Origin of the sequence: Streptomyces sp. NPDC101132 (assembly GCF_044759225.1) — a bacterium.
Classification (GTDB): domain Bacteria; phylum Actinomycetota; class Actinomycetes; order Streptomycetales; family Streptomycetaceae; genus Streptomyces.
Map to the genome: position 1 here is coordinate 273,324 of NZ_JBIVYX010000003.1, position 14,582 is coordinate 287,905.

15 protein-coding genes are annotated in these 14,582 nt (G+C 73.4%); 11 read left to right on the forward strand and 4 right to left on the reverse strand.

Features of this window, described 5'->3' with window-relative positions:
- Positions 1-59 precede the first annotated feature (59 nt).
- The 5 genes from ACIQUR_RS08795 to ACIQUR_RS08815 all read left to right on the forward strand — a co-directional run bounded on the left by ACIQUR_RS08795 (position 60) and on the right by ACIQUR_RS08815 (position 4,251).
- Positions 60-500, forward strand: a complete 441-nt coding sequence (locus ACIQUR_RS08795; protein WP_403660530.1) for an SRPBCC family protein — start codon at positions 60-62, stop codon at positions 498-500.
- A 90-nt stretch (positions 501-590) separates the two neighbouring features.
- On the forward strand, positions 591-1,838 hold the full coding sequence (locus tag ACIQUR_RS08800; protein ID WP_403660533.1) for an ArsA family ATPase: 1,248 nt from the start codon (positions 591-593) through the stop codon (positions 1,836-1,838).
- A gap of 100 nt (positions 1,839-1,938) precedes the next feature.
- Positions 1,939-2,412 carry a DUF5304 domain-containing protein gene (locus tag ACIQUR_RS08805; RefSeq protein WP_403660536.1) on the forward strand — a complete coding sequence of 158 codons (474 nt, stop codon included), beginning with the start codon at positions 1,939-1,941 and terminating at the stop codon, positions 2,410-2,412.
- Positions 2,413-2,473: 61 nt separating this feature from the next.
- On the forward strand, positions 2,474-3,415 hold the full coding sequence (locus ACIQUR_RS08810) for an ROK family glucokinase (RefSeq protein ID WP_403660539.1): 942 nt from the start codon (positions 2,474-2,476) through the stop codon (positions 3,413-3,415).
- 86 nt (positions 3,416-3,501) lie between these two features.
- Entirely contained in the window at positions 3,502-4,251 is a 750-nt protein-coding gene (locus tag ACIQUR_RS08815; protein WP_403660542.1) for an endonuclease/exonuclease/phosphatase family protein, read from the forward strand.
- 87 nt (positions 4,252-4,338) lie between these two features.
- On the opposite strand, the gene ACIQUR_RS08820 is transcribed toward ACIQUR_RS08815, so the two are convergent.
- On the reverse strand, positions 4,339-4,899 hold the full coding sequence (locus ACIQUR_RS08820) for a hypothetical protein (protein ID WP_403660544.1): 561 nt from the start codon (positions 4,897-4,899) through the stop codon (positions 4,339-4,341).
- Positions 4,892-5,680, reverse strand: coding sequence for an alpha/beta hydrolase (locus tag ACIQUR_RS08825; protein WP_403660547.1), 789 nt, complete (start codon positions 5,678-5,680; stop codon positions 4,892-4,894). The genes ACIQUR_RS08820 and ACIQUR_RS08825 overlap by 8 nt, the downstream gene beginning before the upstream one ends.
- 268 nt (positions 5,681-5,948) lie before the next feature.
- Here ACIQUR_RS08825 and ACIQUR_RS08830 point away from each other — a divergent pair, with 268 nt between their 5' ends.
- The 5 genes from ACIQUR_RS08830 (at position 5,949) to ACIQUR_RS08850 (ending at position 10,968) form a co-directional block, all read left to right on the forward strand.
- The gene (locus ACIQUR_RS08830) at positions 5,949-6,716 is read left to right on the forward strand and encodes a lysophospholipid acyltransferase family protein (RefSeq protein WP_403661427.1); all 768 of its coding nucleotides are present in this window, start codon (positions 5,949-5,951) and stop codon (positions 6,714-6,716) included.
- A gap of 90 nt (positions 6,717-6,806) precedes the next feature.
- Positions 6,807-8,027, forward strand: a complete 1,221-nt coding sequence (gene macS / locus ACIQUR_RS08835) for a MacS family sensor histidine kinase (RefSeq protein WP_403660550.1) — start codon at positions 6,807-6,809, stop codon at positions 8,025-8,027.
- Complete coding sequence (locus ACIQUR_RS08840; RefSeq protein ID WP_403660553.1) at positions 8,024-8,695, forward strand: response regulator; 672 nt, start codon at positions 8,024-8,026, stop codon at positions 8,693-8,695. Before macS ends, ACIQUR_RS08840 begins: the two co-directional genes overlap by 4 nt.
- 146 nt (positions 8,696-8,841) lie before the next feature.
- Positions 8,842-9,870 carry a 6-phosphofructokinase gene (locus ACIQUR_RS08845; RefSeq protein WP_403660555.1) on the forward strand — a complete coding sequence of 343 codons (1,029 nt, stop codon included), beginning with the start codon at positions 8,842-8,844 and terminating at the stop codon, positions 9,868-9,870.
- A 111-nt stretch (positions 9,871-9,981) separates the two neighbouring features.
- Positions 9,982-10,968, forward strand: coding sequence for a 2-hydroxyacid dehydrogenase (locus tag ACIQUR_RS08850; RefSeq protein WP_403660558.1), 987 nt, complete (start codon positions 9,982-9,984; stop codon positions 10,966-10,968).
- 103 nt (positions 10,969-11,071) lie between these two features.
- Here ACIQUR_RS08850 and ACIQUR_RS08855 read toward each other — a convergent pair whose 3' ends face one another.
- Positions 11,072-12,946 (reverse strand): anthranilate synthase family protein, encoded by a 1,875-nt coding sequence (locus ACIQUR_RS08855; RefSeq protein WP_403660561.1) that lies wholly within the window; start codon positions 12,944-12,946, stop codon positions 11,072-11,074.
- 101 nt (positions 12,947-13,047) lie between these two features.
- Entirely contained in the window at positions 13,048-13,104 is a 57-nt protein-coding gene (locus tag ACIQUR_RS08860) for a trp operon leader peptide (RefSeq protein ID WP_101392327.1), read from the reverse strand.
- A 101-nt stretch (positions 13,105-13,205) separates the two neighbouring features.
- On the opposite strand from ACIQUR_RS08860, the gene ACIQUR_RS08865 reads away from it, so the two are divergent.
- The gene (locus ACIQUR_RS08865; protein WP_399939720.1) at positions 13,206-14,561 is read left to right on the forward strand and encodes a class II 3-deoxy-7-phosphoheptulonate synthase; all 1,356 of its coding nucleotides are present in this window, start codon (positions 13,206-13,208) and stop codon (positions 14,559-14,561) included.
- Positions 14,562-14,582: the final 21 nt, after the last annotated feature.

The window sequence follows — 14,582 nt, forward strand, 5'->3', positions numbered from 1 at the left end:
TTCACGCGACGCCGCAAGGCGTCCGACCCCCGTAACGAGCCTCTGGAGGAGCCGCACCGATGGCGGAACACACCAGCTCCAGCATCACGATCGAGGCGTCCCCGGCCGACGTCATGGCCGTGATCGCCGACTTCGCCCGCTACCCGGAGTGGACGGGCGAGGTGAAGGAGGCGGAGGTGCTCGCCACCGACGCCGAGGGGCGCGCCGAGCAGGTCCGGCTGCTGCTGGACGCGGGCGCGATCAAGGACGACCACACGCTGGCGTACACCTGGAAGGGCACCGACGAGGTCAGCTGGACGCTGGTCAAGTCGCAGATGCTGCGGGTGCTGGACGGCTCGTACCGGCTCGCCCCGCTGGGCGCCGGGGACCGTACCGAGGTCACCTACCAGCTGACCGTGGACGTCAAGATCCCCATGCTCGGCATGATCAAGCGCAAGGCCGAGAAGGTCATCATCGACCGCGCCCTGGCAGGCCTGAAGAAGCGCGTCGAGTCCGCCTGACCCCACCGGTCCGGCGACGGGTGCGGGCCGGGAGGTGCGGGCCGCACCCGGCGCGGGACCCGCACCACCAGCAGAGAGCACGGCACACGCATGCGCACCCTTCTCGTCACGGGCCCCGGCGGGGCCGGACGGACCACCGTGGCGGCGGCCACGGCCCTGGACGGAGCCCGGAACGGCAGCCGTACCCTGCTCGTCACCGGTGAGGACCGGCAGCGGCTCGACGCCGTGCTCGGCACGGCCGGCGGGGTCGACGTGTGCCACGTCGACTCCGACACCACCTTCCGCGAGGAGCTGGCCGCCCTCCAGACCCGCGGCACCGCCGTCCTCTCCCTGCTGGGCGCCCGCCCGCTCCAGGCCGAGGAGATGACCGCCCTGCCGGGTGCGGAGCAGTTCGCGCTGCTCAGGGCCCTGCGCCGGGCCGCGGAGGGCGCCGCGTACGACCTCGTCGTCGTGGACCTGCCCCCGCTCCGCCAGGCCATCGACCTCCTCGCCCTCCCCGAGCAGCTCCGCCGCTACCTGCGCCGCCTGCTGCCCGCCGAGCGGCAGGCCGCCCGCGCCCTGCGCCCCGTACTGGCCCAGCTCGCCGGCGTGCCCATGCCCGCCCAGTGGCTGTACGAGACCGCCGCCCGGTGGGACACCGAGCTGGCCGCCGTCCAGCGGGTCGTCGAGCACCCGGGTACGGCCGTACGGATCGTCGCCGAGCCGGGACCGGCCGGTGCCGACGCCGTGCGCACCGGACTCCTCGGGCTCGCCCTGCACCAGATCCCGGTCGACCGGGTGGTCGCCAACCGGGTCCTCCCGCGCGAGTCCGCCGACACCTGGCTGGCCACCCTGGCCGCCCAGCAGGACAAGTGCCTGGCCGAGTGGCCGGACGCCGAGCGCCTCCCGCACCTCGGCCACGACCCGCGCGGAGCCGAGGACCTGGCGCTGCTGGCGCCGGGGGACGGCGTACGGGCCGACGGCCCGGCCGGCACCGCCGGGACCGGAGGCGCCGGCGGTACCGCCGGCGCGGGTGCCCCCGGCGGCACCGGCGAGCCGGCCTCCCGCACCGCCCCCGCCGCCTCCGGCCTGCCCGGACCGCGGGCCCCCTGGCCCGTGGAGGACCGACTCTCGGACGACGGGGTGCTGCTCTGGCGCATCCCGCTGCCCGGGGCGCGCAAGGACGGCCTGGACCTGGTCCGCCGCGGGGACGAGCTGCTGCTGACGGCCGGGCCGTTCCGCAGGATCGTTCCCCTGCCCTCCGCACCGCGCCGCTGCACCGTCTCCGGCGCGGCCCTGCGCGACGGCGAGCTGGCCATCCGCTTCACCCCGGACCCGGCCCTCTGGCCCAGCCGCTGACCGGGCGCCGGCACCCGGCCCTGAGACGGGCCCGGCAACGCCGTGCCGCCGTTCGGGTAACGTCGGAGGTGTCAGTCCGCAGCTGCCGCAGGAGTCCGCCATGAGCGAGGCCACCGACCGCCCCTCCGACGACGACGCCTGGGCCTCCGCCTGTGCCGAGGACCTCGCCGCCGAGCGGGCGCGCCGCCGGGCGGAGCAGGACGGCGCCGCGCAGGCGCCCGGCACCGCCGCCGAGGAGCTGCTCAAGCTGGTCGAGGCCGTGGCCGACAAGGTCGCGAGCCTGAACAACCCCCTGTTCGGCGCGGCCGCCCAGGGCGCCGTACGCCAGTTCGTCAACCAGGCGAAGTCCGCGGTCGAACCCGTCATCGAGCGCAATCCGGAGGTCTTCGACCACCTCGCGGCCGCCGGCGGCGAGCTGCTGGCCGCCTACCGCTCCGCCGTGTCGGGCCACGAGGCCCGCTGGACGCGCGGCACCCCGGCCGGGGACTCCGGGCGACGGCCCTGGGAGGACCCGACGTCGCAGGGCCCGGACGACGAGGGCCCCGGGCCGACGGAGCGCATCGACCTCGACTGAGGCACCGCCGCGCTCGGGTACGGTTGGCCGTGGCGGGGTTTGACCGGAAACCGAGGGACTAATGGGACTCACCATCGGCGTCGACATCGGCGGCACGAAGATCGCGGCCGGAGTGGTCGACGAAGAGGGCACCATCCTTGAGACGTACAAGGTGCCCACCCCGCCCACCGCGGACGGCGTGACGGACGCGATCTGCTCCGCCGTGGCCGTGGTCAGCAGCGGCCACAACATCGAGGCCGTCGGCATCGGCGCGGCCGGCTACGTGGACGACAAGCGCGCCACCGTCCTCTTCGCGCCGAACATCAACTGGCGCCACGAGCCGCTCAAGGACAAGGTCGAGCAGCGCATCGGCCTGCCCGTCGTCGTCGAGAACGACGCGAACTGCGCGGCCTGGGGCGAGTACCGCTTCGGCGCCGGCCAGGGCCACGACGACGTCATCTGCATCACCCTCGGCACCGGCCTCGGCGGCGGCATCATCATCGGCAACAAGCTCCGCCGCGGCCGCTTCGGCGTGGCCGCCGAGTTCGGCCACATCCGGGTCGTCCCCGACGGCCTGCTCTGCGGCTGCGGCAGCCAGGGCTGCTGGGAGCAGTACGCCTCCGGCCGCGCCCTGGTCAGGTACGCCAAGCAGCGGGCCAACGCCACGCCCGAGAACGCGCGGATCCTGTTCTCCCTGGGCGACGGCACCGTCGAGGGCATCGAGGGCAAGCACATCAGCGAGGCCGCCCGTCAGGGCTGCCCGGTGGCCGTCGACTCGTTCCGCGAGCTGGCCCGCTGGGCCGGCGCGGGCCTGGCCGACCTGGCCTCGCTCTTCGACCCGTCCGCCTTCATCGTCGGCGGCGGCGTCTCCGACGAGGGCGAGCTGGTGCTGGAGCCGATCCGCAAGTCCTTCCGCCGCTGGCTGATCGGCGGCCAGTTCCGCCCGCACGCGCAGGTGCTGGCCGCGCAGCTCGGCGGCGAGGCCGGCCTGGTCGGCGCCGCGGACCTGGCCCGCCAGGGCTAGTCCCGGCGGCCCCGGCCACCCGATTCCGCGCGGTTGCCCGTCGTGCCCTCTGGGGGCGCGGCGGGCAACTGCCTATGTTGGGCCCCATGGCGATTCCCGACCTCCCCAACTCCCGTACCGATGCGGACGGTTCCGCGGTGATCCGGGTGCTCAGCTACAACGTCCGCTCGCTGCGCGACGACGAGGACGCGCTGGCCCGGGTCATCCGCGCCTGCGCCCCCGACCTGGTCTTCGTCCAGGAGGCACCCAGGTTCTTCCGCTGGCGCAAGCACGCGGCCCGGCTGGCCGCGAAGACCGACCTCGTCGTCCTCGGCGGCGGCGCCACGGCGGCCGGGCCGCTGCTGCTGTGCTCGCTGCGGGCCTTCGTGGAGCGCACCGAGGACGTGCTGCTGCCGCTGACCCCCGGCACGCACCGGCGGGGCTTCGCGACGGCCGTGGTCCGCTTCGGCGCGGCCCGGGTCGGGGTGGTCTCCGCCCACCTCTCGCTGCGCCGCGAGGAGCGGCGGGCCCAGGCCGGGCTGCTGCTGGACCGGCTGCGGGAGCTGGACGTCCCGTACGCGGTCGCCGCCGGCGACCTGAACGAAGGGCCCGAGGGCAGCGCCTTCGGGCTGCTGGCGGCCGAGCTCCAGGACTGCCGGGCGGTACGGCCGTGGGGTGCGGAGGCCACCTTCCCCGCCGGGCGCCCGGAGCGCCGTATCGACGCCGTCTTCGCCTCGAAGGGGGTGGAGGTGCTGGGCTGCGGGGTCCCCGTGGGGCTGCCGGGCGTCTCCGCCGCGGACCTCGCCGGCGCGACGGACCACCTGCCGGTGCTGGCGGCCCTCCGGCTGCCCGCCTAGACCGTGCCCCCCCCGGGCCGCGCTCCCTGGCCCGGGAACACGGAAGGGCGGGCCGCCGTGCGGCCCGCCCTTCCCCGTCACGTCCCGCTAGACGACGGCGCCCCGGCCCGGGTCGTCGTCCTCGTCGTCGCCCTGGTGCATGCGGGCGACCAGCGTGGCGAAGCCGCCCAGGAAGCCGCCCACCCCCAGCGTGGTGAGCCACCAGGTCATCTCCCACTGGAGCAGCACCGCGAGCAGCAGCAGCACCGGGCCGCCCACCACCGCCAGCCACGCGAACTTCGACGTGGTGTCGGCCTCGGGGAGCTCCGGGTCCGGCTGGACGAAGTGGCCCTCGTCCGGGTCGTCCTCGTCCGGCTCCGCGAGGGTGTGGTCGCGCGGACCCGCGCCCACGCCCGGGGCGAAGACCACCGAGCTGCCCAGAGCGGGCTTGGGGGCGGGCTCGTCGGTCTCCTCGGCACCCTTCGGCGCGGCGGGCGCCTCCGGCTCCTCGGGCTCCGGCAGCAGCAGGTCCTCGATCGGCTTGAACGGGCGCGCACCCGGCGGGTCCGCCGGCTCCTCGCCGTACCCCGCGACGATCGCGGCCCAGGCCGCTTCCTCGTCCAGCGGCTCGCCGCCGCCGTTGGAGATCTTGCCGTCCTGCTCAGCCACCGGTGGCCGTCCCCTCCATGCCGATCGCTCCGACCTGCGGAGCGAGTCGGGCGACGAATGCGTACGAGTCCTCGAAGATGCGGTCCGCATCATGGTCCAACGTCGCGACGTGGTAGCTCTGTTCCAGCAGGGTCTCCGTCACGTCCGTGGAGGACACCCGGCTCAGGATCCGCGCCGAGTCCACCGGCGGCACCACGTGGTCCTGGGGGCTGTGCAGCAGCAGCATCGGCTGCGTGACCTGCGGCAGCTCGCCGTCCACCATGCGCAGGAACTGCCGCAGCGAGTGCGCGGCGCGGGTCGGCACCCGGTCGTAGCCGACCTCCGCCGCGCCCGGCTTCGCGATGTCGCTGGCGATGCCCGGGGTGGAGCGGATGAAGTGCTTGGCCACCGGGAGGGCCACGGCGAGCGGGTCGTGGACCTTGTTCGCCGGGTTGACCACGACGATGCCGGCGACGGCGTCCCCGTGCCTGGCCGCCAGCCGCAGCGTCAGGGCGCCGCCCATCGACAGGCCGAAGACGAAGACCTTCTCGCAGCGGTCCAGCAGCTCCCGCAGGGCCCGGTCCACCTCCGCGTACCAGTCCTGCCACCCGGTGAGCTGCATGTCCTGCCAGCGCGTGCCGTGGCCCGGCAGCAGCGGCAGCGAGACGCTCAGACCGCGGTCCGCGAGGTACTCCGCCCAGGGGCGCAGCGACTGCGGGGAGCCGGTGAAGCCGTGGCAGAGGAGTACGCCGACCTCTCCGCCCTCGTGGCGGAACGGCTCGGCTCCAGGGAGGACGGGCACGAGGGTCTCCTGTTCATGAGGGCGCGGAAGGCGCGGGTCACGGGGGCCCGCGGGGGGCTCATGCGCGAAACGAGGGGGCACAGAGGGATGTAACGAGGGGGTGCGCCGTGTGTACTTCACGGTACGCGACCGGGGTGACACGGGCCAGGGTCGGCGCCCCGCCGCCCACCAGGGCTTCGGGGGGTGCCGCGGGAGGGATCGCGGGCCCGCCAGGGGTTAAGGTCTGATCGACGGACACAGGAAGGCTTTCGAGTTGATCTACGGCGCAATGAAGTTCTCCATCGGGGGCTCACTGAAGCTCGCCTTCAGGCCCTGGGTGGAGGGCCTCGAGAACATCCCCGCCGAAGGCCCGGCGATCCTCGCGAGCAACCACCTCTCCTTCTCCGACTCGTTCTTCCTGCCTGCGGTCCTCGACCGCAAGGTGACCTTCATCGCCAAGGCCGAGTACTTCACCTCCCCGGGCGTCAAGGGCAAGCTGACCGCGGCCTTCTTCAAGGGCGTGGGCCAGCTCCCCGTGGACCGCTCCGGCGCCCGCGGTGCCGGCGAGGCCGCCATCAAGAGCGGCATCGAGGTCATCGAGCGCGGCGAGCTGTTCGGCATCTACCCCGAGGGCACCCGGTCGCCCGACGGCCGCCTCTACCGCGGCAAGCCCGGCGGCCTGGCCCGCGTGGCACTGGCCACCGGCGCCCCGGTGATCCCCGTGGCCATGATCGACACCGAGAAGATCCAGCCGCCCGGCAAGGTGATCCCCAAGCTGATGCGCCCGGGCATCCGGATCGGCAAGCCCCTCGACTTCAGCCGGTACCAGGGCATGGACGGCGACCGCTTCATCCTCCGCTCGGTGACCGACGAGGTCATGTACGAGATCATGAAGCTCTCCGGCCAGGAGTACGTCGACATCTACGCGACCGCCGCGAAGCGGCAGATCGCCGATGCCGAGAAGGCCGCCAAGGACGCGGCGAAGGAAGCCGCCAAGGAGGCCGCGCAGGCCGAGAAGGCGCAGAAGGCCGCAGAGGCCGGACAGCAGGAGCAGTAGACCGGACGCCGGTCGCACCGGTGGCACCGGGCGGCCGGCCGCCGGCAGTACGTACGGACAGGCGGTCGCAGGCACCGCCCGGGGGTGGGGATGGCCAAGCGCGAGCGCGTCGTGCGCATGTCCGTGGAGCAGCCGCTGTGGCGGGCGCTGACCGCGTACCGCCTGCTGACCGCGGGCTACGCGGTGCTGCTGTTCGTCTCCGCGTACCGCCAGTTCGTCCGGCCCTGGGTGGCGGTCGCGTACCTCGCCGTCCTCGTGGTGTGGACCCTGGCCACCCTGCCCAAGGTCGCCGGAGCCGCCGCCTGCACCAAGCGTTTCCTGGGCGCCGACCTCACCGTCGCCATGGTGGGCATCCTGCTCACCCCGGTCGCGGACTCGGCCCGGCGGATCGCCGAGGGCGGGCCGACGCTGCCGTCCATCTGGACGGCGGGCTCGGTCCTCGCCTTCGCGCTCAAGGGCGGCTGGCGGTGGGCCTGCTTCGCCTCCACCTTCGTGGCGGTGGCCAACGTGGTCCAGCGCGGCGCACCCACCCGCGACACCGTGCACAACGTGCTGCTGGTGTGGGTCGCCTCGATCGCCATCGGATACGTCGTCGAGGTCGCCCGCGCCAGTGAGAACACCCTCGCGCGGGCCCTGGAGATCGAGGCGGCCACCCGCGAGCGGGAGCGGCTGGCCCGGGACATCCACGACGGGGTGCTCCAGGTGCTGGCCATGGTGCAGCGGCGCGGCACCGCCCTGGGCGGCGAGGCCGCCGAGCTGGGCCGGATGGCGGGCGAGCAGGAGGTGGCGCTGCGCACCCTGGTCTCCAGCGGACTGCTGCCGGCCTCCCGGGTCTCGCGCGACGCGGCCCAGGGGGCGCTGGTCAGCGCGGAGGAGGTCGAGGAGCCCGGCGCGGACGAGCCGGCGGAGCTGGACCTGCGGGCCCTGCTGGCCCCGCACGCCGGGTCCCGGGTCAGCTTCGCCGAGCCCGGCGCGCCGGTCGTGCTGCCGGCGCCGGCGGCCCGCGAGCTGGCCGCGGCCGTCAGCGCCGCCCTCGACAACGTCCGCCGGCACGCCGGGGAGACGGCCCGGGCCTGGATCCTGGTCGAGGACTGGACGGACGAGGTGATCGTGACCGTCCGGGACGACGGTCCCGGCATCCCCGAGGGCCGCCTGGTGCAGGCCGAGGGGGAGGGGCGGATGGGCGTGGCCCTGTCCATCCGCGGCAGGCTGCGGGACCTGGGCGGCACCGCCGACCTGGTCTCCGTACCGGGGCAGGGCACCGAAGTAGAGCTGAAGGTTCCACGGAACGGGGCGGGAGCGGGACGATGAGCGAAGAGCGCGCGATCAAGGTGATGGTCGTGGACGACCACCCGATGTGGCGGGACGCGGTCGCCCGCGACCTCGCCGCGGCCGGCTGCGAGATCGTGGCCACCGCCGGGGACGGGCCGGGAGCGGTCCGCCGCGCCAAGGCCGCGGACCCCGAGGTGCTGGTGCTGGACCTGAACCTGCCCGGCATGCCCGGCGTGCAGGTCTGCAAGGAGCTGGTCGGCGCCAACCCGGCGCTCCGGGTGCTGGTGCTCTCCGCCAGCGGTGAGCACGCGGACGTGCTGGAGGCGGTGAAGTCCGGCGCCACCGGCTACCTGCTGAAGTCCGCCGGCGCCGACGAGCTGATCGACGCGGTGCGCCGTACCGCCGTCGGCGACCCGGTCTTCACCCCGGGCCTGGCCGGCCTGGTGCTGGGCGAGTACCGCCGGCTGGCCTCCGACCCCGCCCCGGCCGCCCCGGACGTGCCCAAGGCCCCGCAGCTGACCGACCGGGAGACGGAGGTGCTGCGCCTCGTCGCCAAGGGCCTGTCGTACAAGCAGATCGCCGAGCGGCTGGTGATCTCGCACCGGACCGTCCAGAACCACGTGCAGAACACCCTGGGCAAGCTCCAGCTGCACAACCGGGTGGAGCTGGTCCGGTACGCGATCGAGCGTGGCCTCGACGACGAGTAGCTCCCCTTACGGGTGAAAGCGTCTACGCAAGTACCCGTGATCTCACCGGAATTGACCCTTCGGGTGCGCTCGGGGTGACCTGCGTCACCACTAGCGTGGCCGCCATGCGGGCCCTTGGGGCCCTTTATGGCGAAAGGGAGGATTCCATGAAGGTCGGAGTGCTGACCGGCGGTGGCGACTGCCCCGGGCTGAACGCGGTGATCCGGGGGGTCGTCCGCAAGGGCGTCCAGGAGTACGCGTACGACTTCATCGGTTTCCGGGACGGCTGGCGCGGCCCCCTCGACGGCGACACCGTCCCGCTCGGCATCCCCGCGGTCCGCGGCATCCTGCCGCGCGGCGGCACCATCCTCGGCTCCTCGCGCACCAACCCCTTCAAGACGGACGACGGCGTCCGCCGGATCAAGGACAACCTGGCCAAGTACGAGGTCGAGGCCCTGATCGCGGTCGGCGGCGAGGACACGCTCGGCGTCGCGGCCCGGCTGTACGAGGAGTACGGCATCCCCTGCGTCGGCGTGCCGAAGACCATCGACAACGACCTCTCGGCCACCGACTACACCTTCGGGTTCGACACCGCCGTCGGCATCGCCACCGAGGCCATCGACCGGCTGCACACCACTGCCGAGTCGCACATGCGCGTGCTGGTCGTCGAGGTGATGGGCCGCCACGCCGGCTGGATCGCCCTGCACTCCGGCCTCGCCGGCGGGGCGAACGTCATCCTCATCCCCGAGCAGCGCTTCGACGTGGACCAGGTCTGCGCCTGGGTGACCTCCCGCTTCAAGGCCAGCTACGCGCCGATCGTGGTGGTCGCCGAGGGGGCCATGCCCAAGGACGGCGACATGGTGCTCAAGGACGGCTCGCTCGACTCCTTCGGGCACGTCCGGCTGTCCGGCGTGGGGGAGTGGCTGGCCAAGGAGATCGAGGCCCGTACGGGCAAGGAGGCCCGTACGACCGTCCTCGGGCACGTGCAGCGCGGCGGCACCCCCAGCGCGTACGACCGCTGGCTGGCCACCCGCTTCGGACTGCACGCGATCGACGCGGTGCGGGACCGCGACTTCGGGAAGATGGTCGCGCTGCGCGGCACGGACGTCGTGCGGGTGCCGATCGCCGAGGCGACGGCCAAGCTGAAGACGGTGGACCCGGAGCTGTACCGGGAGGCCGGGGTCTTCTTCGGCTGAGGCGCCCGCTCCCGGGGGCAGTGCGGAGGCCCGGGCCGTATATTCGGCAATGATCACCTATCCGGTGAAGATCGCCATATGCGGCCCATGGCTACAAAAGGGGAGCAGAGCGTGGAAATCCTGGCATTCGGTGTGACCGCCGACGAGGCGCCCCTCCTGGAACGGGCCTTCGCAGGACAACACGAGGTGCGTTGCCTCGGCGTCTTCCTCAGCGAGGACACCGCGCCGATCGCGGCCGGTTACGAGGTGGTCAGCTCCAGCGTCAACGCCGACCTCAGCGGGCGGGTGCTGCGGACCCTGGCGGCCGGCGGGACGAAGATGATCGCCCAGCGGTCCACCGGCTTCAACAACATCGACCTCGACGTGGCGAAGTCCCTCGGCATGACGGTCAGCCGGGTCTCGTACTACTCGCCCTACGCGGTGGCCGAGTTCGCCTGGACCCTGGCCATGGCGGTCAACCGGCGGATCGTCCGCGCCTCGAACCGCACGCGGGACTTCGACTTCCGGCTGAACGGACTGCTCGGCCGGGACATGCACGGCCGCACCGCGGGCGTGCTCGGCACCGGCAAGATCGGCGAGGCGTTCACCCGGATCGCGCACGGCTTCGGGATGAACCTGCTCGGCTGGGACGTGGCGGAGAACCCGCGCTGCCTGGAGCTGGGCATGAAGTACGTGGACAAGGAGGCCCTGCTCGCCTCCGCCGACCTGGTCAGCCTGCACGTGCCGCTGATGGACGCGACGCACCACATCATCGACTCCGCCGCGCTGAAGTCCATGAAGGACGACGCCATCCTGGTGAACTCCAGCCGGGGCGGCCTGGTGGACACCGAGGCGCTGGTCGCGGAGCTGCGGGCCGGGCGCTTCACCGGCGTGGGCCTGGACGTGTACGAGGCCGAGGCGGGCGTCTTCTTCCTGGACAAGTCGCTGGAGGCGGTCCCGGACGACACGCTGGCCCGGCTGATCACGTTCCCGAACGTGGTGGTCACGTCGCACCAGGCGTACTACACCCACGACGCGGTGGGCCAGATCATCGAGGCGACGGTCCGCAACGTGGCGGACTACCTCGCGGGCCACCGCTCGGAGAACACCCTCACCTGACCGTCCCGCGCCGGGCGCTCCCGGCGCCCGCACCGGCCCGGCCCCCGCACCGGCCCGGCCCCCGCACCGGCCCGGGCGCCGGGGCGGGGGCCGGGCGGATCCCCTACGCGGGGGTCAGGGTGCGGACCAGGGACGACAGGAGGGCAGCGCCCCGGAGGGTGAGGACCGACTCCGGGTGGAACTGGACGCCCGCGAAGGCCCGCGCCGTGCAGCGGAGGGCGTGGACCTCACCCGAGGCGGGGTCCCGGGAGACCTCGACGCCGTGCGCCAGCAGCTCCGCCGCGGCCTCCGCGTCGCACGCGGCCGTGTAGGTGTTGTAGAAGCCCACCGTCTCCGGCGACCCGAAGAAGTCGATCCGCGTCTGCGCCCCCTGCGCCGGCTCCGCCTTCCGCACCAGCGGCAGCCCCAGCTCCGCCGCGATCAGCTCGTGCCCCAGGCACACCCCCAGCAGCCCGTCCCGGTGCGACCGCAGCAGCTCCCGCGCCAGCCCCCGCAGCAACCGCATCTTCGGGTCCCCGGCGTCCGCCGGATCCCCCGGGCCCGGGCCCAGCACCACCGGCCCCCGGTGCGCCAGCGCGGCCTCCCGCAGCCCCGGCTCGTCGTACCGCCGTACGGTCACCTCCAGGCCCGCCGCCCGCAGCACGTGCGCCAGCATCGCCGTGAACGTGTCCTCCGCGTCCACCACCAGCGCGTGCCCGGCCACCGGAGCCACCCGCTCCTGCATCCGCAGCCAGAACGGCGCCAGGTCCGCGCGCCGGGCGGCCAGCGCCTCCTGCACCCGCGGATCGTCGGCCAGCCGCCCCGCACCGCCGGCGGCCGGCGCCGGGGCCCCCGGCCGCACCCCCAGCGCCGCCAGCACCCCGGCCGCCTTCGCGTGCGTCTCGGCCACCTCGCCGGCCGGGTCGGAGTGCCGCACCAGCGTCGCCCCGACGGGCACCCGCAGCGTGCCCTCCGGGGAGATCTCGGCCGTCCGGATCAGGATGGGGGAGTCCAGGGTCTGCGCCCCGTTCGCGTCCAGGCCCAGCAGGGCCAGCGCGCCCGCGTAGTAGCGCCGCCCGCCCACCTCGTACCGCTCGATCACCCGGCACGCGTTCTGCACCGGGGAGCCGGTCACGGTCGCCGCGAACATGGTCTCCCGCAGCACCTCCCGCACGTCCAGCGAGGACCGCCCGCGCAGCTCGTACTCGGTGTGCGCGAGGTGTGCCATCTCCTTCAGCCGCGGCCCCACGACGACGCCGCCCATGTCGCCGACGGTGCACATCATCTTGAGCTCCTCGTCGACCACCATCGACAGCTCCTCGGTCTCCTTGCGGTCCCCGAGGAAGGCGAGGAGGGAGTCGGCGGTCGGGCCCCCGGCCGGGTAGCGGTACGTCCCGCTGATCGGGTTCATGACCACCGTGCCCCCGGACATCCGCACGTGGACCTCCGGGCTGGCCCCGACCAGTGTCCGGTCCCCGGTGTGCACGACGTACGTCCAGTACGCGCCCCGCTCACCCGCCAGCAGCCGCCGGAACAGCGCCAGCGCGTCGGCCCGCGAGAAGCCCGGGATCTCGCCGGTGTAGGTGCGGCGGATGACGAAGTTCGCGCCCTCGCCCCGGCCGATCTCCTCGTCGATCACCCGCCGCACGATCCCGCCGTACTCCTCGTCGGAGACGTCGAACGCGCCGCCCTCCACCCGCACGCCGTGCGCCGGCAGCGCGGCCATCACCTCGTCGAGCGGCAGTTCGTACGCCTCCTCGGCGACCAGCACGCTGAGCGGCGTGCCGTCGTCGCGGACGTCGAACCCGCGCTCCCGGATCTGCCGGAACGGCACCAGGGCGAGCGTGGGCAGCTCCCGTACCGGCAGGTCGGCCAGGCGCGCGGCCTCGTGGACCGGGCCGAGCAGCAGCTCGACGGTGTCGTGGTCGCGGCCCGGGGTGCGGCGGCGGAGCAGGGCGAAGGGCGGGCAGTCGTCGGCCAGCAGCCTCGTGATCGGCATCGGTGGGGTTCCTTCCGGCGTGGGTGGAGAGGAACGGCCCCCGACATGCGAGAAGGCCGCCCCTCGGGCGGCCTTCGCGTCGGTTCTACGGGAACGCGCAGTCAGTGGGCCGCCGGATGAGCGGTCCACCACCAGTTCTGGTTCGAGTGCGCGAACATGCCGTGCACCCTACCCCCTGGAAGGCCCGGATCTGTACCGGTCCGTCTCACCAGATGGTCGGTGGGCCGGACGCGGCGAGACACGACGTAATGTTTGGGGGGTGACCGTGAACGCTGAAACCCAAGCCGTCGCCGCCAAGGCGACCTGGCGAGACCTGCCCGCGGCGCAGCAGCCTGAGTACCCCGATGCCGAGGCTCTGCGCGAAGTCGTCGCGGACCTCGCCTCGTATCCGCCGCTCGTCTTCGCGGGCGAATGTGACCAGCTGCGCGCCCGTCTGGGAGCCGTCGCCCGGGGTGAGGCGTTCCTCCTCCAGGGCGGCGACTGCGCCGAGGCCTTCGACGCCGTGTCGGCCGACCACATCCGCGCGAAGCTCAAGACCCTGCTCCAGATGAGCGCCGTCCTGACCTACGCGGCCTCCGTGCCCGTCGTCAAGCTCGGCCGCATCGCGGGCCAGTACTCCAAGCCGCGTTCCAAGGACACCGAGACCCGCGACGGCGTGACCCTGCCGACCTACCGCGGCGACTCGGTGAACGGCTTCGCCTTCACCGAGGAGGCCCGGATCCCGGACCCCGAGCGCCTGAAGCGGATGTACAACGCCTCCGCCTCGACGCTCAACCTGGTGCGCGCCTTCACCACCGGTGGCTACGCCGACCTGCGCCAGGTGCACGCCTGGAACCAGGACTTCGTGAAGTCGTCCCCCTCCGGCCAGCGCTACGAGGCGCTCGCGCGGGAGATCGACAACGCCCTGAACTTCATGAAGGCCTGTGGCACCGACCCGGCCGAGTTCAAGGCCGTCGAGTTCTACGCCTCCCACGAGGCGCTGCTGCTCGACTACGAGGGCGCCCTGACCCGGACCGACTCGCGCACCGGCAAGCTGTACGACACCTCCGGCCACATGGTCTGGATCGGTGAGCGCACCCGGCAGCTGGACCACGCGCACATCGAGTTCGCCTCGCAGATCGCCAACCCGATCGGCATCAAGCTCGGCCCGACCACCTCGGTCGACGAGGCGCTCACGTACATCGACCGCCTCGACCCGGACCGCGAGCCCGGCCGTCTGACCTTCATCGTCCGCATGGGCGCCGACAAGGTCCGCGACAAGCTCCCGGAGCTGGTCGAGAAGGTCACCGCCTCCGGTGCGGTCGTCGCCTGGGTCACCGACCCGATGCACGGCAACACCTTCGAGGCGGCCTCCGGCCACAAGACCCGCCGCTTCGACGACGTGCTCGACGAGGTCAAGGGCTTCTTCGAGGTCCACAAGGCGCTGGGCACCCACCCGGGCGGCATCCACGTCGAGCTCACCGGTGACGACGTCACCGAGTGCGTGGGCGGCGGCGACGAGATCTTCGTCGACGACCTGCACCAGCGCTACGAGACGGCCTGCGACCCGCGGCTCAACCGCAGCCAGTCGCTGGACCTGGCCTTCCTGGTCGCGGAGATGTACCGCGACCAGTAGGACGATCAACAGGTGGAGACC

Coding starts and splice junctions, on each gene's coding strand:
- ACIQUR_RS08795 (WP_403660530.1), top strand. CDS start 60: ATGGCGGAACACACCAGCTCCAGCATCACGATCGAGGCGTCCCCGGCC.
- ACIQUR_RS08800 (WP_403660533.1), top strand. CDS start 591: ATGCGCACCCTTCTCGTCACGGGCCCCGGCGGGGCCGGACGGACCACC.
- ACIQUR_RS08805 (WP_403660536.1), top strand. CDS start 1,939: ATGAGCGAGGCCACCGACCGCCCCTCCGACGACGACGCCTGGGCCTCC.
- ACIQUR_RS08810 (WP_403660539.1), top strand. CDS start 2,474: ATGGGACTCACCATCGGCGTCGACATCGGCGGCACGAAGATCGCGGCC.
- ACIQUR_RS08815 (WP_403660542.1), top strand. CDS start 3,502: ATGGCGATTCCCGACCTCCCCAACTCCCGTACCGATGCGGACGGTTCC.
- ACIQUR_RS08830 (WP_403661427.1), top strand. CDS start 5,949: ATGAAGTTCTCCATCGGGGGCTCACTGAAGCTCGCCTTCAGGCCCTGG.
- macS (WP_403660550.1), top strand. CDS start 6,807: ATGGCCAAGCGCGAGCGCGTCGTGCGCATGTCCGTGGAGCAGCCGCTG.
- ACIQUR_RS08840 (WP_403660553.1), top strand. CDS start 8,024: ATGAGCGAAGAGCGCGCGATCAAGGTGATGGTCGTGGACGACCACCCG.
- ACIQUR_RS08845 (WP_403660555.1), top strand. CDS start 8,842: ATGAAGGTCGGAGTGCTGACCGGCGGTGGCGACTGCCCCGGGCTGAAC.
- ACIQUR_RS08855 (WP_403660561.1), bottom strand. CDS start 12,946: ATGCCGATCACGAGGCTGCTGGCCGACGACTGCCCGCCCTTCGCCCTG.